At 61.1% G+C, this 18239-nt stretch carries 17 protein-coding genes and 8 tRNA genes; 10 read left to right on the top strand and 15 right to left on the bottom strand.

Going from position 1 to position 18239, the window contains the following annotated elements; all coding sequences use genetic code 11:
- The first annotated feature begins 35 nt into the window (after nucleotides 1–35).
- The 8 genes from trpS (at nucleotide 36) to HKD46_RS14465 (ending at nucleotide 7704) form a co-directional block, all read left to right on the top strand.
- On the top strand, nucleotides 36–1040 hold the full coding sequence (trpS, locus tag HKD46_RS14500) for a tryptophan--tRNA ligase (RefSeq protein ID WP_010673830.1): 1005 nt from the start codon (nucleotides 36–38) through the stop codon (nucleotides 1038–1040).
- 119 nt (nucleotides 1041–1159) lie between these two features.
- Nucleotides 1160–1375, top strand: coding sequence for a hypothetical protein (locus HKD46_RS14495; RefSeq protein ID WP_010673831.1), 216 nt, complete (start codon nucleotides 1160–1162; stop codon nucleotides 1373–1375).
- A 321-nt stretch (nucleotides 1376–1696) separates the two neighbouring features.
- Nucleotides 1697–2278, top strand: coding sequence for an aminodeoxychorismate synthase component II (locus HKD46_RS14490; RefSeq protein ID WP_041215622.1), 582 nt, complete (start codon nucleotides 1697–1699; stop codon nucleotides 2276–2278).
- Between the two features lie 278 nt (nucleotides 2279–2556).
- A complete protein-coding gene (locus HKD46_RS14485) occupies nucleotides 2557–3774 on the top strand; it encodes an aspartate aminotransferase family protein (protein ID WP_039039586.1) in 1218 nt (405 codons plus the stop codon).
- A 75-nt stretch (nucleotides 3775–3849) separates the two neighbouring features.
- Nucleotides 3850–4869, top strand: coding sequence for an arginine N-succinyltransferase (gene astA, locus HKD46_RS14480; RefSeq protein ID WP_039039587.1), 1020 nt, complete (start codon nucleotides 3850–3852; stop codon nucleotides 4867–4869).
- A gap of 67 nt (nucleotides 4870–4936) precedes the next feature.
- Nucleotides 4937–6406, top strand: coding sequence for a succinylglutamate-semialdehyde dehydrogenase (gene astD / locus HKD46_RS14475; protein ID WP_171865583.1), 1470 nt, complete (start codon nucleotides 4937–4939; stop codon nucleotides 6404–6406).
- Between the two features lie 69 nt (nucleotides 6407–6475).
- Nucleotides 6476–7273: a DUF1338 domain-containing protein gene (locus tag HKD46_RS14470; protein WP_039039589.1), complete on the top strand. Its 798-nt coding sequence runs from the start codon at nucleotides 6476–6478 to the stop codon at nucleotides 7271–7273.
- 179 nt (nucleotides 7274–7452) lie between these two features.
- The gene (locus tag HKD46_RS14465) at nucleotides 7453–7704 is read left to right on the top strand and encodes a hypothetical protein (RefSeq protein WP_161470106.1); all 252 of its coding nucleotides are present in this window, start codon (nucleotides 7453–7455) and stop codon (nucleotides 7702–7704) included.
- A gap of 39 nt (nucleotides 7705–7743) precedes the next feature.
- On the opposite strand, the gene HKD46_RS14460 is transcribed toward HKD46_RS14465, so the two are convergent.
- Nucleotides 7744–8370, bottom strand: coding sequence for an HAD family phosphatase (locus tag HKD46_RS14460; protein WP_161470107.1), 627 nt, complete (start codon nucleotides 8368–8370; stop codon nucleotides 7744–7746).
- A 164-nt stretch (nucleotides 8371–8534) separates the two neighbouring features.
- On the opposite strand from HKD46_RS14460, the gene HKD46_RS14455 reads away from it, so the two are divergent.
- On the top strand, nucleotides 8535–9899 hold the full coding sequence (locus HKD46_RS14455) for an MDR family MFS transporter (RefSeq protein WP_171865582.1): 1365 nt from the start codon (nucleotides 8535–8537) through the stop codon (nucleotides 9897–9899).
- A 104-nt stretch (nucleotides 9900–10003) separates the two neighbouring features.
- Here HKD46_RS14455 and HKD46_RS14450 read toward each other — a convergent pair whose 3' ends face one another.
- The 3 genes from HKD46_RS14450 to yqfB all read right to left on the bottom strand — a co-directional run bounded on the left by HKD46_RS14450 (nucleotide 10004) and on the right by yqfB (nucleotide 11791).
- Entirely contained in the window at nucleotides 10004–10390 is a 387-nt protein-coding gene (locus tag HKD46_RS14450; RefSeq protein WP_010673839.1) for a DUF1622 domain-containing protein, read from the bottom strand.
- 60 nt (nucleotides 10391–10450) lie between these two features.
- Nucleotides 10451–11371 (bottom strand): alpha/beta hydrolase, encoded by a 921-nt coding sequence (locus HKD46_RS14445; RefSeq protein ID WP_069651502.1) that lies wholly within the window; start codon nucleotides 11369–11371, stop codon nucleotides 10451–10453.
- An 87-nt stretch (nucleotides 11372–11458) separates the two neighbouring features.
- Nucleotides 11459–11791, bottom strand: coding sequence for a N(4)-acetylcytidine aminohydrolase (yqfB, locus tag HKD46_RS14440; protein WP_171865581.1), 333 nt, complete (start codon nucleotides 11789–11791; stop codon nucleotides 11459–11461).
- A gap of 270 nt (nucleotides 11792–12061) precedes the next feature.
- Between yqfB and HKD46_RS14435 the strand changes: the two genes are divergently transcribed.
- Nucleotides 12062–13894: an SLC13 family permease gene (locus HKD46_RS14435; RefSeq protein ID WP_171865580.1), complete on the top strand. Its 1833-nt coding sequence runs from the start codon at nucleotides 12062–12064 to the stop codon at nucleotides 13892–13894.
- Between the two features lie 244 nt (nucleotides 13895–14138).
- Here HKD46_RS14435 and HKD46_RS14430 read toward each other — a convergent pair.
- From HKD46_RS14430 to HKD46_RS14380, 11 genes are all read right to left on the bottom strand, one after another.
- Nucleotides 14139–14222, bottom strand: a tRNA-Leu gene (locus HKD46_RS14430).
- Between the two features lie 8 nt (nucleotides 14223–14230).
- A tRNA-Met gene (locus tag HKD46_RS14425) sits at nucleotides 14231–14307 on the bottom strand.
- 36 nt (nucleotides 14308–14343) lie between these two features.
- Nucleotides 14344–14418 (bottom strand) — tRNA-Gln (locus tag HKD46_RS14420).
- Nucleotides 14419–14464: 46 nt separating this feature from the next.
- Nucleotides 14465–14541, bottom strand: a tRNA-Met gene (locus HKD46_RS14415).
- A gap of 39 nt (nucleotides 14542–14580) precedes the next feature.
- Nucleotides 14581–14655, bottom strand: a tRNA-Gln gene (locus HKD46_RS14410).
- 41 nt (nucleotides 14656–14696) lie between these two features.
- Nucleotides 14697–14771 (bottom strand) — tRNA-Gln (locus HKD46_RS14405).
- Between the two features lie 42 nt (nucleotides 14772–14813).
- Nucleotides 14814–14888, bottom strand: a tRNA-Gln gene (locus HKD46_RS14400).
- Nucleotides 14889–14896: 8 nt separating this feature from the next.
- Nucleotides 14897–14973: transfer RNA gene (locus HKD46_RS14395), tRNA-Met, on the bottom strand.
- Between the two features lie 235 nt (nucleotides 14974–15208).
- Nucleotides 15209–16300, bottom strand: coding sequence for a redox-regulated ATPase YchF (gene ychF, locus HKD46_RS14390; RefSeq protein ID WP_010673843.1), 1092 nt, complete (start codon nucleotides 16298–16300; stop codon nucleotides 15209–15211).
- Between the two features lie 131 nt (nucleotides 16301–16431).
- Nucleotides 16432–17028 carry an aminoacyl-tRNA hydrolase gene (gene pth, locus HKD46_RS14385; RefSeq protein ID WP_041215615.1) on the bottom strand — a complete coding sequence of 199 codons (597 nt, stop codon included), beginning with the start codon at nucleotides 17026–17028 and terminating at the stop codon, nucleotides 16432–16434.
- Nucleotides 17029–17276: 248 nt separating this feature from the next.
- Complete coding sequence (locus tag HKD46_RS14380; RefSeq protein ID WP_010673845.1) at nucleotides 17277–18224, bottom strand: ribose-phosphate pyrophosphokinase; 948 nt, start codon at nucleotides 18222–18224, stop codon at nucleotides 17277–17279.
- Between the last annotated feature and the right edge of the window lie 15 nt (nucleotides 18225–18239).

Here is an 18239-nt window from a genome sequence, read left to right as displayed (position 1 = left end):
GACCGGGCTGGCGGATAACAAGGATTACTACTCTGATGACTAAACCAATCGTATTGAGCGGTGCCCAACCCTCGGGCCAGCTGACCATCGGCAACTACATGGGAGCCCTGCGTCAGTGGGTCAGCATGCAGGATGACTTCGACTGCCTCTATTGCATCGTCGATCTGCACGCCATCACCACCCGCCAGGATCCGGCCGCCTTGCGCAAGGCGTGCCTCGACGCCGCCGCCCTCTATCTGGCGGTGGGCATTGACCCGGCCAAGAGCACCGTCTTCATCCAGTCCCACGTGCCCCAGCACGCCGAGCTCGGCTGGATCCTGAACTGCTACACCCAGATGGGCGAGCTGTCGCGCATGACCCAGTTCAAGGACAAGTCCGCCCGTTTCGAGAACAACGTCAACGTCGGTCTGTTCGGTTATCCGGTGCTGATGGCAGCCGACATTCTGCTTTATCAGGCCAATCAGGTGCCGGTTGGCAATGACCAGAAGCAGCATCTGGAGCTGACCCGCGACATCTGCACCCGCTTCAACAACCTCTATGGCGAAGTCTTCACCCTGCCGGAACCTTTCATTCCGACCGAAGGGGCCCGGGTGATGAGCCTGCAGGACCCGACCAAGAAGATGTCCAAGTCCGACGACAACGAGGCCAACTTCATCGGCTTGCTGGAAGATCCCAAGCAGATCGTCAAGAAGATCAAGCGGGCGATGACCGACTCCGACGAACCGGCCGTGGTGCGTTTCGATCCCGAAAACAAGCCGGGGGTTTCCAATCTGCTGACCCTGATGTCCGGTGTGACCGGCCGCTCCATCCCGGAGTTGGAGCAGCACTTCGAAGGCAAGATGTACGGCCACCTCAAGAGTGAAACGGCCGATGCCGTGGTCGCCTTGCTGGAACCCATCCAGGCGCGCTTCCGCGAGCTGCGTCAGGATGAGGCCCATCTGCAGGCCATTTTGGCGGCTGGCGCACAAAAGGCGCGTGAAAGGGCTGAAAAAACCCTGATCAGCGTATATGATGTCGTCGGCTTCGTTCCTCGAGCCTGACATACTGGGAAGGTGTAGTAGAAGAGAGCTGGGTGGATGCCTGGCTTTCTTTGTTTTACACCTTCCGGTTTGTCGCAACCTCCCCAATGTCAAACACGGGCTTTGCCCCAAGAGAAAGCATGTCTGTCGAATCACAAACCCTGAGTGAAGAGTTGGGTGACAAGGGTCACTGGCTGCGCAAGTTTCGCAAGGCCAAGAGCCTCAATACCTTGCAGTTGATGGTCTCCAACGCCATCGACAAGCACCACAAGACCCCGGCCATCGCGGCTGCCATCTATCTGGCCGAGTGCCAGCGGGAACGGGAACTGGAACAGGGCCGTTATCTGGACCGCTGAGGTCCGTTGTCAGCCCTTGCCAAGGTGACTCCTTCCCATCTGCCTGTCACGACCTGTGCCCTTTTCCCGGTCGCCTCCCGTCTCTTTTACCTTGCCATCCTGACATGGAGCGGCTGATGCTGCCCGATCGGGGACAGGCCCACCGCCGGGTGGGGTCGACAGGCCCGGATCGCCATTGAAGAGCGGACAGACTGCACAGCAGGTGAGGTGATCGCCGGTTTATTAACGCAATGAGACATGCCAGAATGCGCGGCGTTTGTCTGCCCGCGCTCGCAACGGGCTGTCCGATCACCGTCTCTGTCTTATTCCCAGGGTGTTTGCATGCTGCTACTCATCGACAACTACGACTCTTTTACCTGGAACCTGGTGCAATACTTCGGCGCTCTGGGGCAAGAGGTGGTGGTCAGGCGCAACGATGAGCTGAGCCTGGAGGAGATAGCCCGGCTTGCCCCCCGCCATCTGGTGATCTCTCCCGGCCCCTGCACGCCAAACGAGGCGGGCATCTCTTTGGCCGCCATCTCCCGTTTTGCCGGCGAGATCCCCATCCTCGGCGTCTGTCTCGGCCATCAGTCCCTGGCACAGGCCTTTGGTGCCCGGGTGGTGCGTGCCCGTCAGGTGATGCACGGCAAGACATCTCTCATCCGTCACAAAGGGGAGGGGGTGTTCAAGGGGCTCAACAACCCGCTGCGGGTGACCCGCTATCATTCTCTGGTGGTGGAGGCGGCGTCGCTCCCCGACTGTTTCGAGGTCACCGCCTGGAGCGAACATGCCGACGGCAGCCAGGACGAGATCATGGGGCTGCGGCATAAAACGCTGGCGCTGGAGGGAGTGCAGTTCCATCCGGAGAGTATTCTGAGCGAACAGGGGCACCAGTTGCTGGCCAACTTTTTGGCCGTTTCCTGAAAAAATTGCGATGTCTGTCTCAAAACCGTCATGAGGCAAAAAAAAATTTCCCTGAGACTTTATTCACCCTCCTCCCTGTCCAAATTATCTCTTGCCAACACCCCCTGAGCCGTTATGCAATGCGGTTGCCTAAAATCTCAAAGGCAATCGAACATTGTTCCTTATAGGCGGTTAAGTTACAGACTTTTTACTTTTTTTCTGTGATAATTCCGCCACGTTTACACGGATTTAACTTTTGGGCGGTGGATTATTCTGCCGCGAGATAGCAGGAGAGCAATATGTCAGAGTTGTTGGCAGTGACACGTGAAGTGTTTGATGAAGTGATGGTTCCCAACTATGCGCCGGCCAAAATCATCCCGGTGCGCGGCGAGGGGTCACGTGTCTGGGATCAGGAAGGCCGCGAGTATGTGGATTTCGCGGGCGGGATCGCGGTCAATGGCCTGGGCCATTGCCATCCCAAACTGGTCGAGGCCCTGAAATCCCAGGGTGAGAAGCTGTGGCACCTCTCCAACGTGATGACCAACGAGCCGGCCCTGCGCCTGGCCAAGAAACTGGTCGCCGCCACCTTCGCCGAGAAGGTCTATTTCTGCAACTCCGGTGCCGAAGCGAACGAAGCGGCCCTCAAGCTGGCCCGCCGCTACGCCATCGAGAAGTTCGGGGCCCACAAGACCCAGATCATCGCCTTCCACCAGGGCTTCCACGGCCGTACCTTCTTTACCGTCAGCGTCGGCGGCCAGGCTGCCTACTCCGATGGCTTCGGTCCCAAGCCTGCCGACATCACCCACGTCGCCTACAACAACCTGGAGGAGCTGGCTGCCGTCATCTCCGACAACACCTGCGCCGTGGTGATGGAGCCGCTGCAGGGCGAGGGTGGCATCATCAGCCCCACCGACGAGTTTGCCAAGGGGGTGCGCGAGTTGTGCGACAAGCACAACGCCCTGCTGGTTTATGACGAGGTGCAATCCGGTGTCGGTCGTACCGGCGAGCTGTTTGCCTACATGGGTCTGGGCATCACCCCGGACATCCTCACCAGCGCCAAGGCGCTGGGCGGCGGCTTCCCCATCGGGGCCATGCTGACCACCACCGAAATCGCCTCCCACCTGAAAGTGGGCACTCACGGCTCCACCTACGGCGGCAACCCGCTGGCGTGTGCCGTGGCCGAGGCGGTGATCGACGTGGTCAACACCCCGGCAGTGCTGAGCGGCATCAAGCAGCGCGAGCAGCTGTTCCGCGAAGGGCTGGAAGCCATCAACGCCAAGTACCACTGCTTCAGCGAAGTGCGCGGCAAGGGCCTGCTGCTGGGCGCCGTGCTCAACGATGACTTCAAGGGCCGCTCCCGCGACTTCCTGCTCGCCTCCATCGATCAGGGCCTGATGGCGCTGGTTGCCGGTACCAACGTGGTGCGTTTTGCCCCCTCCCTGGTGATCCCGGAAGCGGACATCAAGGAAGGGCTTGCCCGGTTCGAGAAAGCGGTCGCTCAGGTGGTCAACGCCTGATCCAAATTGAGGTGGGGAGCCCTCCCGGCAGGAGCCGGGACCCCACCTGTCGTCAATGAAAGGGAGTTGTCATTTATGTTGGTTATCCGTCCTATCGAGCAGCGCGACTTCGCCGGCCTCAAGACCTGTGCCATCGAATCCGGCACCGGCATGACATCCTTGCCGGTCAACGACGAGCTGCTGCAACGCAAGATCGATGCCTCGACCCAGACCTTCCTGGACAAGCCCGCCGGCAAGGGCGAGTGCCTCTATTTCTTCGTGGCCGAGGATCTGGAGACCGGGGAGATGGTCGGTACCTGCGCCATCGACGCGGCGGTCGGCCTGTCCCAGGCGTTCTACAACTATCACATCGGCAAGGTGGTGCACTCCTCCCCCAAGCTCGGCATCTACAATGTCGTGGAAACCCTCACCCTCTCCAACGACTACACCGGCAATTCCGAGCTCTGCACCCTGTTTCTGCGTGAATGCGCCCGCGAGGGGCTCAACGGCCGTCTGCTCTCCAAGCACCGTTTCCTGTTCATGGCCGAACACCCCGAGCTGTTTGACAGTACCGTCTTTGCCGAGATGCGTGGTGTCTCCGATGGCAACGGCCACAGCCCCTTCTACGAGTGGCTGCAAAAACATTTCTTCTCGATGGATTTTCCCACCGTCGACTATCTCACCGGCATCGGCAAGAAGCGCTTCATCGCCGAGCTGATGCCCAAGTACCCCATCTATGTCAATCTGCTGAGCAACGAGGCGCGCGCCGTCATCGGCAAGACCCACGAAAAGACCCGGCCTGCCCTCAAGATGCTGCAGGATGAGGGGTTCGTGAATCGCGGTTATGTCGACATCTTCGACGCCGGCCCCACCGTCGAATGCGAGGTGAAGAACATTCGCAGCGTGCGCCGCAGCCAGAAGCTGGCGGTGCTGGTGGGTGAGCCCATCGGCGGCCATACCTACCTCATCTGCAACACCAGGTTCGAGCAATACCGCGCCTGCTACGGCAACATCCGGGTCGATCTGGACAAGCACGAAGCCATCATTCCGCCCAAGATGGCGGCCGCCCTCAAGGTGGAAAATGGCGACATGGTGCGCGTCGTCGATCTGGATTGACCCACCCCGCAGCACAGCATTGAGACAGGCTGCCGAGGCGGCCTGCGTACCCACAGGGAGTGAATTGATGATGTCTTTAGTCCAGTTTATCGATGGCCAGTGGCTGGCCGGTGAAGGCAAGCCGTTCGAATCCATCGACCCGGCCAAAAACGAGGTGATCTGGCGGGGTGAGGCGGCAAGCCAGTCCCAGGTGGATGCGGCCGTCAAGGCGGCCCGCACGGCCTTCTACCATTGGTCCGATCTGGCCCTTGAAGAGCGCCTTGCCATCGTGCGCCGCTATGCCGACCTGCTCGGCGAGCACAAGGAGGCGCTGGCCCTGACCATCGCCCGTGAAACCGGCAAGCCCCTGTGGGAGACCCGCACTGAAGTGGCGGCCATGCAGGGCAAGATTGCCATCTCCATCCGTGCCCATGACGAGCGTACCGGCACGGTGGAAAACCCCATGCCGGGCGCCAAGGCGTTCGTGCGCCACAAGCCCCATGGCGTCGTGGCCGTGTTCGGCCCCTACAACTTCCCGGGCCACCTGCCCAACGGCCACATTGTGCCGGCGCTCATCGCCGGCAATGCGGTCGTGTTCAAGCCTTCCGAGCTGACTCCCATGGTGGCTGAAGCCATGGTCAAGGTGTGGCAGGAGGCGGGGCTGCCCAAGGGGGTGCTCAACCTGGTGCAGGGGGAGGTCGACACCGGCAAGGCGCTGGCCGGCAACCCGGACATCGACGGCCTCTTCTTCACCGGCTCCTCCCGTACCGGCCACTTCCTGCATCAGCAGTTTGCCGGCCAGCCGGGCAAGATCCTGGCACTGGAGATGGGTGGCAACAACCCGCTGATCGTGAAAGATGTGAGCGACATCGACGGCGCCGTCCATGCCATCGTGCAGTCCGCCTTCATTACCTCCGGCCAGCGTTGCACCTGCTCGCGCCGTCTGTTTGTCGAGCGCGGCGAGCGGGGCGATGCCCTGGTCAAGCGCCTGGTGGAGGTGGTCGGCCAGATCAAGGTCGGCTTCTATGACGCCGCCGAGCAGCCGTTCATGGGCGCCATGATCAGCGAGAAGGCCGCACTCGGCATGGTCGAGGCGCAAGCCAACCTGCAGCGCCTCGGTGGCGAAAGCCTGCTTGCCCTCAAGCACCTGGAAGCGGGCACCGGCTTTGTCTCCCCGGGCATCATAGACGTGACCGCGGTCAGCGCGCTGCCGGATGAAGAGTACTTCGGCCCGCTGCTGCAGCTCATTCGCTACGACGACTTCGATGCGGCCATCGAGAAGGCGAACGCCACCAGTTTCGGTCTCTCGGCCGGCCTGCTCGGTGACAACGAAGCGGACTGGAACCACTTCTTCAAGCGCATCCGTGCCGGTATCGTCAACTGGAACAAGCCCATCACTGGCGCCTCCAGTGCCGCCCCCTTCGGCGGCATCGGTGCCTCTGGTAACCACAGAGCGAGCGCCTACTATGCCGCCGACTACTGTGCTTACCCGGTCGCCTCCGTCGAAGACAGCAAGGCTGCTATGCCGGATCAGCTGTCTCCCGGTCTGACCTTCTGATAACAAGAAAATAAAAGAGGGGCACTGAACAGGTGCCCCTGTCTGTACCCGCAATCAAAGGAAAGAGAGATGCAAAAGGATATCGACACCCTGTTTGGCCATCTGTGGGACAACTACATTCAGGTCACCCCCAGTGCTCACAAGGTTCATCAACTGCTGGGCGGCGGTGCCCCCATCATCAACGATCACGTGGCGTTTCGGACCTACAACCTGCCCAAGCTCGGTCTCGAGAAACTGGCGGCCCACTTCCGCGCCCTGGGGTATGAAGAGAAGGGCGAGTATGTATTCAAGGCCAAGAAGCTCTATGCCAAACACTTCGAGCATAAAGATCCTGATGCGCCCAAGGTGTTCATCAGCGAGCTGAAGGTGGAAGAGCTCTCCGAAGGTGCCCAGGCCATCATCCACAAGCTGGTGGATCAGGTACCCGATCACCTCACCGACACCCCGGCTTTCCTCTACGCCGGCGCGCCCTGGCAGGTCTCCCACACCGACTACCAGACCCTGCTGGCAGAGAGCGAGTACGCCGCCTGGATGGCCGCCTGGGGTTATCGTGCCAACCACTTCACCGTCAACATCAACCGCCTGAAGGACTTCGACACCATCCAGCAGGTGAATGCGGCGCTCAAGGCGGCAGGCTTCGTGCTTAACACCGTTGGCGGCGAGGTGAAGGGCGATCCCGAGGTGATGCTGGAGCAATCCTCCACCATGGCAGACAAGGCCGAGGTGCCCTTCAGCGACGGCGTGCGCACCATCCCGAGCTGCTTCTACGAGTTTGCCCTGCGCTACCCGCAGGCCGACGGCGTGCTCTACCCTGGCTTCGTCGAAGCGTCGGCCGACAAGATCTTCGAATCCACCAACGCCATGTAATGGCCGCCATGAAAACAACGCCCCGCCTGGGGCGTTTTTTATGGATTTACGCCGACCTGACACCTCTTTACCTCCCCTTGACCCATCAGTTCGCGGCGATTCGCTAGCATGATGCCGCCCGCTGCCGTGGGCCATCGCCGCACCGTGCCGGTGTATGCCACCCGTTTTGGAGTCATACCATGAAGATTGTTCTGCCTTTGCTGTTTTCCCTCACTACTCTGACCGCCGCAGCGGGCGATCAGGGCAGCCGTACCCCGCCCAAGCCTCCGCACGAGCTGTCGGCCGAGATGAAAGCGGCGTTTGAGAGCTGCAGGGAGCATGGCAAACCGGGGGAGTCGGAATTTGACAACTGCATGTCAGATCTGGGATTTGAGCGGCCGGACGGCCCGGTACCGGCAGGTGGGAAGGAGGTGGAGAATGAGGCCGAGTAAGCTGGTGCGGGCCCGTCGGTTAGGATGGGCCCGCACCGCTCACACCCGTTGCAGCGTCCCTTCGGTGACCAGCAAGGTGGTCATGCCGGCGGCCTTGCCCGCCTGAATGCCTATCCGGGTGTCTTCAAACACCAGGCAGTTGGCGGGGTTGGCGCCGAGCAGCTCGGCCACTCTCAGGAAGGTGTCGGGGTGAGGCTTGTGGTTGGTCACGTCGTCGGCGCTCACCAGCACGGGAATGAAGGCATCGAGGCCGGTCTGACGCAGGATGTGCGCCGCATGTTCCCGGGTTGAGCCGGTGCCTATGCCCATGGGCACCTTGCCGTGGTACTGCCTGACCAGCTCCCACATGGCGGGAAACACCCGGACGTCGTCGATCCGTGCCAGGTAGAGGGCCACCTTGCGCCGGGCAAAGGCTTCCACGTCGATGGTCATCCCGTGCTGCTCTGCCAGCATGGTCACTATCTTGCGGGTGGGGATGCCGCCGTACTCGTTGAGCTGTGCCCGATCAAACGGCAGGCCGAACTCGGCACTGGTGATTTCCCAGGCATCCAGGTGCAGAGGCATGGAGTCCACCAGGGTGCCATCCATGTCGAAGATCAGGGCGTCGTACTCGTCGAATCGGGGCTGTTCACTCTGGTGATGATCGCAGGGGGATGACTGGGGCATGGGGGGCGTCCTCTTCGGCAAAGACTCACCCTAGCAGATCCGGCGCGCAGATGTCGCGACCTTCATCATGGTTGGCAGTGGTTTTGACCATCGGCTAATGATTTATGAGACAATAATGTGCCTTGCACCCCCTGTGCCGATATCTCACATGAGCGAGCCTGCCTATGTCCCCCAAAACCGTCTTCTCGAGCGTGGCCCTGGTGATCGCCCTGGGCTCACTGGAAAAGAGCATCGTCACCACCCCCTTGCCCATCATAGGGGGTGAGCTGAACGCCGGTGCCGCCCTCACCTGGGTCGTGACCGCCTATCTGCTGGCGGCCACAGCGGCCCTGCCCATCTATGGCAAGTTGAGCGACATGTTCGGCCGGGTACGCATGCTCAACATCGGTATCGGCCTGTTTCTGGCGGGATCAGTGGCCTGCGCCCTGGCCCAGGATCTGCCGACCCTGCTGGCCGCCCGCGTGCTGCAAGGGTTGGGGGGCGGGGGGCTGATCGCGCTCGCCTTCACCGTCATCGCCGACTGTATTCCGCCACGGGAGGTGGGCAAGTATCAGGGGTATATCTCGGCGGTCTATGCGGTCTCCAGCATCGCAGGCCCGCTGCTCGGTGGCTATTTTACCGAGCAGCTCAGCTGGCGCTGGATCTTCTGGATAAATCTGCCGCTCGGCGCTATCGCCCTCTGGCTGGTGAACCGCAATCTGGGTCACCTCAATGTGCGTCGCCACTGCCGCTTCGACTGGAAGGGAGCGGCACTGCTCATTACGGTCACCACCCTCACCCTGTTGCTGCTCTCGCCGGAGGCGGCCTTGCCCGCCGTCTGGCTCGCGGCTGCGCTGGGGGCGGCCTTGTTGCTGCTGATCCTGGTGGAGCGGCGGGCCCACGACCCCATACTGCCGGCCCACCTGGTGCGCCTGCCGGGTTATCTGGTGAGCGTGCTGCTGGCGCTGGCCTCGCAGCTGCTGATGTTTGCCGTGCTGGTCTACCTGCCGTTGCAGATGCAGTGGCAAAAGGGGATGAGCGCCAGTGACAGTGGCGGGATCATGGTGATCTTCATGGTCTGCATCACGGCAGGGGCCTTCGTCGGCGGCAAGCTGATCGGTCGCACCGGTCACTACAAGCGTTTCGTGGTGGCAGGTTTTGCCCTGGCAGCGCTGGCCCTGTGGCAGATCCACTTCGACGTCTGGGCCAGACTGGGACTGGGGTTTGCCGGATTGGGGCTGGGTCTGGTGCTGCCGGCGCTGTCGGTGGTGGTGCAAAATGCCCTGCCGCGGGAAGATCGCGGCATCGGCATGTCCCTGTTCAACTTCGGCCGGGAGCTGGGTGGGGCGGTCGGTGTCGCCATCTGCGCCGTGTTGTTCCATGCCGCCCTGCCAGCAGGCAGCAGCCACAACCTGGCCAGCCTGAGCCCGGCCGAGCTGGCGCCCGGTTTCAGCGCCACCTATATCGGCATGGCGCTGATCGCCAGCGCCGCCCTGCTCATCACCCTGCTGGCCTTGAAGCGCCACGAGCTGGCCAGCAAGCACGTCTGATGGTTGCTATCGGATACAAAGAGGGCTCCCCGCGGGGAGCCCTCTTCATGGGATCAGGCAGGTGCCTTTCCTTCCGTGTCGTGGCCTTGTGCCACTCAGCCCGCTCATCGGGCGTCGGGGCGGGAAGGTGACCTGACAGGCTCGGGTTGCTGGCGCTCGGCCTGGGCATCGAGTTCCTTGCCGAGGAAGTAGTTCAGGAAGGTGCGGATGACCGCGATGATGGCGAGGCGCACCAGCTCCTCCTTGCTCGGGGCCACCGTGGTGGCCAGGATGTCGGCGGCGAGCTGGAACTCCAGCGCCAGGATGAGCCAGCTGCCGAAGCAGAGGCGGATACGGGGAAAGCCGGGCTCGTGATCCCGCACTCTGGCCGCCAGCCAGAGGGTCTTGCCAAGGCCGATGACCACGCAGGCGATGGAGATGATCTCCAGCAGCAGCTGGAACAGCTCCACCCCGTGCATCATGCCCTCTTTCAGGCTCGCTATCTCGAACACTCGGTTACCTCCATGATTCAAAAGAGACACTTTTAACACGGCTTGGGGGCCGGTTCCAACTCAGAGTCTTCTGAGCATCATGGCTATCTGGTCGATGAGCTGACGAGCGGCAGGGCTGATGGCCGCCAGTTGGAAGTAGCCATGAATGACGCCATGCTGCCGCTGGCAAGTGGCATCGACGCCAGCCTGCACCAGCTTGCCATACAGGGCTTCCCCTTCGTCGCGCAGCGGATCATATTCCGCCGTGACGATATGGGTCGGCGGCAATCCTGACAGGGCGGGATGGTGGAGCGGGCTGGCTTCGGGATGGCAGGGGGGCTGGCTGCCCAGGTAGGCGTGAAAACCGCTTGCGAGCATGTCCCGGGTGATGAGGTAGTCGTCACCGAGATCGCGGTAGCTTTGGCTCTCGCAGAGGGCATCCAGCATGGGATAGAGAAGCAGCAGGGCCTTGGGCAAGGGGGCGTTGGCAGCCTTGAGCCGCAAGGTGGTGATCAGGGCGAGATGACCCCCTGCGCTGTCGCCAGCAATGGCGAGACGTGCCGGATCCCCATGCCATTTCTCCACCTCGGCCATGATGGCCCGTGTGGCGGCCAGCGCATCGTCGTGAGCCGCAGGATAGGTGTGTTCCGGGGCGAGGCGGGTGTGTACGGCGAAGATCAGGGCGCTGGCCCGGTTGCACAGCATCCGCATCTGGCGATCGTGGGTCTCGAAATCCCCGCTGACAAAACAGCCGCCGTGAAAATAGATCAGCACCGGATACGCGGGGTCCGGTTTGTCTGCGGGCCGATAGCAGCGGATGGCGTGGTGATCGGCCTGCCACTCTTCGATGGCGCCCACCTCTTCCCGCTCACCGCCCAACAGGGCAGAGGCTAGGTAGCCGTCACGGCGCGCCTGCCAGCTCAGCTGGCTCGCCTTGGGACGACCTGCGGCGATGAAGTCTGCCACCATGGCTGCGATGGCCGGTTCGAGTTGTTTTTCCATAAGACACCAATGACTGTATATAAAAACAGTTATTGTGCGCTTTTGGCCCGTGAGCGCAACCGGCGTTAGCTGAGGCAGCTCACAAAATCAGGCTTCAATCAGCACGAATTCAATCACATAGAGGGGCGGCAGTGCGGGGTAGATATCGCGGATCACATCTTTAAGCTCGGGGAGGGTCATGTTCTCCTGACGGGCGTGCTCGTCGCTCAGCGCCTCGAAGGCGACCGCCTTGACCGAGATGACCTCAATGGTGCCAAAAGGCTGGTGTTCCGGGTTGGTGAACAGGGCCAGGCGCTGGCCGGGCTGCCAGTTTGCCTCGCTCTCGTCGCGGATGGTGATGGTCTTTCGGCCAACCTGGATGTCGGCGACAAAGCGGCTGAAGAAGGTGAATGCCGGGTAGGCCGGGGTGTGCTGGGTCATGTCGTCTCCGAAGGGCAAGGGGTGAGAGGGCGGCTCAGGCCGCGGCGGGCCCATTTTAGGAGGGGCAAGGGGAGCGTGCAGCACTTTTTACCCCGACATGTGAAGGGCGACCGACTGCGTTCACGGACCGGTAAAATGGCCGCAACTGAACCTGAATGTGAGATGATGCGGCCTCCTCTTTCTTGATATGTAACAAATCAGGGGGACGGGCTCTGTGGTCTGATGGCGTCCGAGGCCGGCCGTGGTTGACGTTGAACAAAAGGAGCAAGTGTGAATTCCGAGTTGATCTGGGTGCTCAGCATGCTGGTGGGTGCCATTCTCCTGTTTATTACCAACAAGGTCCGCATGGACGTGGTCGCCTTGTTGATCATCATCCTGTTCGTGTTGAGCGGCACCCTGACCCTGCCGCAGGCGCTGGCAGGATTCAGCGATCCCAACGTCATTCTGATTGCCGCCCTGTTCGTGGTGGGGGAGGGGCTGGTGCGTACCGGCATCGCCTATCAGGTGGGAGATGCCCTGGTGAAGGTGGCCGGCAGCAGCGAAACCCGCATGCTGGTGCTGCTGATGGTGGCGGTGGCGACCCTGGGGGCCGTGATGAGTTCGACCGGGGTGGTGGCCATCTTCATCCCCGTGGTGCTGAGCGTGGCGAACCGGGTGGGGATCCCGGCGGGCAGACTGATGATGCCGCTCGGCTTTGCCGGCCTTATCAGCGGCATGATGACGCTGGTGGCAACCCCTCCCAACATGGTGGTGAACAGTGAACTGATGCGCCACGACATCCAGGGGTTCGGCTTCTTCGGCTTCACCCCCATGGGGGTCATCATTCTGGGGATGGGGATCCTCTACATGCTGCTGATGCGCACCTCCTTGGTGCGTGAAGGAGAGGAGGGCAAGGGCAAGCAGATGGGACGCAGCACCATGCGGGATCTCATCCGTGACTACCGGCTGGCGGGGCGCGCACGCCGACTGGCGATCCGGCCCGACTCCCCCCTGATCGGCCAGACCCTCGACGAGCTGCAATTGCGTGCCCGCTTCGGGGCCAACGTCATCGGGATGGAGCGCTGGCGCAAGTTCAGGCGGGTGATGGTCAGTGTCACCGGGGTGACCGAGTTCCAGGCCAAGGATGTGCTGCTCATCGACATGTCGGATCCCGAGGTGGATGTGCGGGAGTTTTGCAGCGAGGCGCGGCTAGAACCCATGATATTGCGCGGGGAGTATTTCTCCGACCAGGCGCGGGAGGTGGGCATGGCGGAGGTCTCCCTCATCCCCGGCTCCCGGCTGCTCGGCAAGAGCATCCGCGAGGTGACCTTCCGTTCCCGTTACGGTCTGAGCGTGGTGGGGATCCGCCGGGATGGAGAGGCGCTGACCGGCAAGCTGGTGGACGAGGCGCTGCAGATGGGGGATACCCTGCTGGTGGTGGGGAACTGGAGCCTCATTCGTCAGTTGCAGACCCATCATCGCGATTTTCTGCTGCTGGGCCTGCCTGCGGAAGTGGACGAGATGGCGCCGGCCCGCAGCCAGGCCATTCACGCCCTGATTGCCCTCGGGGTCATGATAGTGCTGATGGTGACGGATCCCGTGCCCAACGTGATTGCGGCGCTCATCGCCTGCCTGCTGATGGGCAAGTTCCGCTGCATCGATCTGGAGAGCGCCTACAAGTCCATCCACTGGCCGACCCTGATCCTCATCGTGGGCATGCTGCCCTTTGCCCTTGCATTGCAGCAGACCGGCGGGGTGGATCTCATCGTCGGCGCGCTCATCTCGGCAGTGGGGGAGATGGGCCCCAGGGTGATGCTGGCCAGCCTCTTCGCGCTCTGTGCCGTCATCGGGCTCTTCATCTCCAACACGGCGACGGCGGTGCTGATGGCGCCCATCGCGCTGGGTACGGCCCATCAGATGGGGGTGTCGCCTTATCCCTTTGCCATGACCATCGCCATCGCCGCCTCGGCAGCCTTCATGACGCCGGTCTCGTCGCCGGTCAACACCCTGGTGCTGGGCCCGGGCAACTACAAGTTCATGGATTTCGTGCGCATCGGCGTGCCCTTCACCTTGCTGGTGATGGTGGTGAGCGTCATCGCCATCCCCTGGTTCTTCCCGTTCTGACGACAGCAAACGATATGGCGGCCTGCGGGCCGCCTTTTTATTGCCCGCAGCGCTCTGCGAGATGAAAAGGGCGGCATCACGCCGGAGCAGGACATAGCGCCGTCGCAGAGGAGAGCACAAGGCTCAGCCGTTGAGACATGAGGTGGCGTTGCGGGCGCACGATGGCATGGAGAGGGGAAGAAGAGCGGCAAACGCCGGATACAAAAAAACCAGCCTGAGCTGGTCTGTTTGGTACTGCTTTCGATGGTGCGGAAGGAGAGACTCGAACTCTCACGCCTAGGGCGCCAGAACCTAAATCTGGTGCGTCTACCAATTTCGCCACTTCCGCAAGAATAATGGTGGCTATGACGGGATTCGAACCTGTGACCCCCGCATTATGAGTGCGATGCTCTAACCAACTGAGCTACATAGCCGTCTTGTGCACGACTTGCGTCGAATACAAGCAAAAATGGCTGGGGCACTAGGATTCGAACCTAGGTATGGCGAGATCAAAACCCGCTGCCTTACCGCTTGGCGATGCCCCAACAGTGTTCTTTGCAATCGGATGATTGAAGGAACGTTTTTCAAACATGGTGGCTATGACGGGATTCGAACCTGTGACCCCCGCATTATGAGTGCGATGCTCTAACCAACTGAGCTACATAGCCGTTTGTTGTCAACCACAAACGTGGAAGAGAACAGAAAAATGGCTGGGGTACTAGGATTCGAACCTAGGGATGGCGAGATCAAAACCCGCTGCCTTACCGCTTGGCGATACCCCAACAGCGATGCCCGACAGAGACTGTCACACATCATTCAAAAATGGCTGGGGTACTAGGATTCGAACCTAGGGATGGCGAGATCAAAACCCGCTGCCTTACCGCTTGGCGATACCCCAACGACGATGCCTGACAGAGACTATCAAACATCATTCAAAAAATGGCTGGGGTACTAGGATTCGAACCTAGGGATGGCGAGATCAAAACCCGCTGCCTTACCGCTTGGCGATACCCCAACTAGAGATGGTGGCTATGACGGGATTCGAACCTGTGACCCCCGCATTATGAGTGCGATGCTCTAACCAACTGAGCTACATAGCCAACCGTGCTTCCAGTGAGTCGTTGCCTCGTCACTGTGCGGCCGGAATTATGCGTATCTGGCTCTGGGGCGTCAACCCTTTTTTTGTTTGAAAAAACGAATTTGGGTGCGTTTGGCGAGTTATTGGCCGCTGTCGTGCAAAAGCCCAACAATCTGGTTTTTTTTACGACATTCGCACCCAGATCGCGCCTCTGGCCAGATAAAAAAGAGGCCAGCAAATGCTGGCCTCTCATGGGGTTAGACGTTGAACAGGAAGTTCATGATATCGCCATCCTTGACGATGTAGTCTTTCCCTTCCGCGCGCATCTTGCCTGCTTCCTTGGCGCCTTGCTCACCCTTGTAGGTGATAAAGTCGTCGAAGGCGATGGTCTGGGCGCGAATAAAGCCTTTTTCGAAGTCGGTGTGGATCTTGCCAGCGGCCTGCGGGGCGGTGGCGCCTACCGGAATGGTCCAGGCGCGCACTTCTTTCACACCGGCGGTGAAGTAGGTCTGCAACTTGAGCAGCTCGTATCCGGAACGGATCACCCGGTTCAGGCCCGGCTCCTCGATGCCCAGATCCGCCATGAACTCGGCGCGGTCTTCGTCGTCCAGCTCGGCGATGTCCGCCTCGATGGCGCAGCAGACGACCACAACAACGGCGTTTTCGGCGGCGGCTATCTCACGGACCTGATCCAGGTAGGGGTTGTTCTCGAAGCCATCTTCCGCCACGTTGGCGATGTACATGGTGGGTTTGAGGGTCAGGAAGTTGAGGTGGCTGACGGCGTCCAGCTCATCCTTGTCCAGCTTCATGCCGCGGATCATCTGGCCGTTTTCCAGGGCAACCTTGATCTTCTCCAGCACTTCCACTTCCAGCTTGGCATCCTTGTCGCCGCCCTTGGCACGCTTGGACTGGCGATTGATGGCGCGCTCGCAGGCATCCAGGTCGGAGAGGGCCAGCTCGGTGTTGATCACCTCGATGTCGTCGGCCGGGGAGACCTTGCCCGCCACGTGGACGATGTTCTCGTCCTCGAAGCAGCGCACCACGTGACCGATGGCTTCGGTTTCACGGATGTTGGCCAGGAACTGGTTGCCAAGGCCTTCGCCCTTGGAGGCACCGGCCACCAGGCCGGCGATGTCCACGAATTCCATGGTGGTCGGCACGACACGCTGCGGATTGATGATGGCCGCCAGCTGGTCGAGGCGGGGATCCGGCATGGGGACCACACCCGTGTTCGGCTCAATGGTGCAGAACGGGAAGTTGGCGGCTTCGATGCCGGCCTTGGTCAGCGCATTGAACAGGGTGGATTTGCCTACATTGGGCAGGCCCACGATACCGCATTTAAAACCCATGGATTGTTACCTTGTTGATGGATGCTTCAAGGGGCCGCGCGGGCGGCCCGTGTCGTGTTGCTTGACCCCGAGGCGAGGGATCTCGCCAGGGGCCGGTCATCTTGAACTGCCTGGCGATGCAGGCTGAAGGCCTAGACTTTCTCGGCCTTGAAACTGTGCAGGCGATTCATGGCCTTGGTCATGTCCTGCTTGAACAGGATGTCGGTGGCGCGCAGGGACTCGTCCAGCGCGGCCTCGATCAGACTCTGCTCACTGCTGGGCGCCTTGGTCAGCACGAAGCCGGCGACCAGCTCCTTGGCGCCCGGATGGCCGATGCCAAGGCGCAGCCGGAAGAAGTTATTGTTGTTGCCCATCCTGGCGATGATGTCCTTGAGGCCGTTATGGCCGCCGTGACCGCCCCCTTGCTTGAACTTGGCGATGCCGGGAGGCAGGTCCAGCTCGTCGTGGGCCACCAGGATCTCTTCCGGGGCGATCTGGTAGAAGCGCGCGAGCGCCGCCACGGCCTTGCCGGAGAGATTCATGTAGGTGTTCGGGATGAGCAGCCGCACATCCTGCCCGTCCACCAGGAAGCGGGCGGTGTGGCCGAAGAACTTGGGCTCTTCGCGCAGGCTGACATTGTGCCAGCGTGCCAGTTGCTCCACATACCAGGCGCCCGCATTGTGGCGGGTCTTGGCATATTCGGGGCCGGGATTACCCAGCCCGACAATCAGTTTGATTTGACTTGTCACGCTTGATGTCTTCACTCGCTACTTGCCATGGGCGGATGGCCCGGGGCAATGGGACGCAATATTCTAGCCGCCGAGTGGCGATCACTCAACCAAAGTGCGGCAAGGTCGGGGAAAAGCCGGACAGAAGGGCTCGGGTGGGGTGGCTCGTCCGAGGTTTTCGTCTCTTGCCGAGTGAAGGCTGGCGGTTGGCGCCAGGCACCCAAAAAACAAAAACCGCCATTCGGCGGTTTTTGTCACGACAGGGTCTATCAATGCTCGAACATGGCAGAGATGGACTCTTCGTTGCTGATGCGGCGAATCGCTTCGGCCAGCACGGAGGAGAGGGTCAGCTGCTTGACCTTGCCGACTGCCTTCATCTCCGGGGTGAGCGGGATGGAGTCGGTGATGATCAGCTCGTCGATGACCGAATTCTTGATGTTTTCAACGGCGGTGCCGGAGAAGACAGGGTGGGTCGCATAGGCGAACACGCGCTTGGCACCACGCTCTTTCAGCGCTTCGGCCGCTTTGCACAGGGTGCCGCCGGTGTCGATCATGTCGTCGACGATGACGCAGTCACGACCGGCTACGTCGCCGATCAGGTGCATGACTTGGGAGACGTTCGGACGGGGACGACGCTTGTCGATGATGGCGATGTCGGTGTCGTCCAGCAGCTTGGCGATGGCACGGGCACGGACTACGCCGCCGATGTCCGGTGACACGACCACGGGGGATTCGAGGTTCTTGGCCTTCATGTCTTCCAGCAGCACCGGGCTGCCGAACACGTTGTCGACGGGGACGTCGAAGAAGCCCTGGATCTGCTCGGCATGCAGGTCAACGGTCAGCACACGGTCCACACCCACGCTGGAGAGGAAGTCGGCGACGACCTTGGCGGTGATGGGCACACGTGCGGAGCGGACGCGGCGGTCCTGACGGGCATAACCAAAGTAGGGGATAACGGCAGTGATACGGCCAGCTGAAGCACGACGCAGTGCATCCACCATGACGATCAATTCCATCAAATTGTCGTTGGTCGGGGCACAGGTGGATTGAATGATGAAGATATCGCCACCGCGTACATTCTCGTTGATCTGTACGCTGATCTCGCCGTCGCTAAAGCGACCTACGGCAGCATTGCCGAGTTTGATAAACAGGCGATCTGCGATCTTCTGGGCTAGTTCCGGCGTTGCGTTACCAGCAAACAGCTTCATGTCAGGCACGGTTTGAAACCTCGG

This window comes from Aeromonas sp. TW 6, assembly GCF_013168745.1.
Classification (GTDB): domain Bacteria; phylum Pseudomonadota; class Gammaproteobacteria; order Enterobacterales; family Aeromonadaceae; genus Aeromonas; species Aeromonas caviae.
The sequence above is the reverse complement of the archived record's forward strand: the minus strand, read 5'-3'. Positions and strand labels throughout refer to the sequence as shown.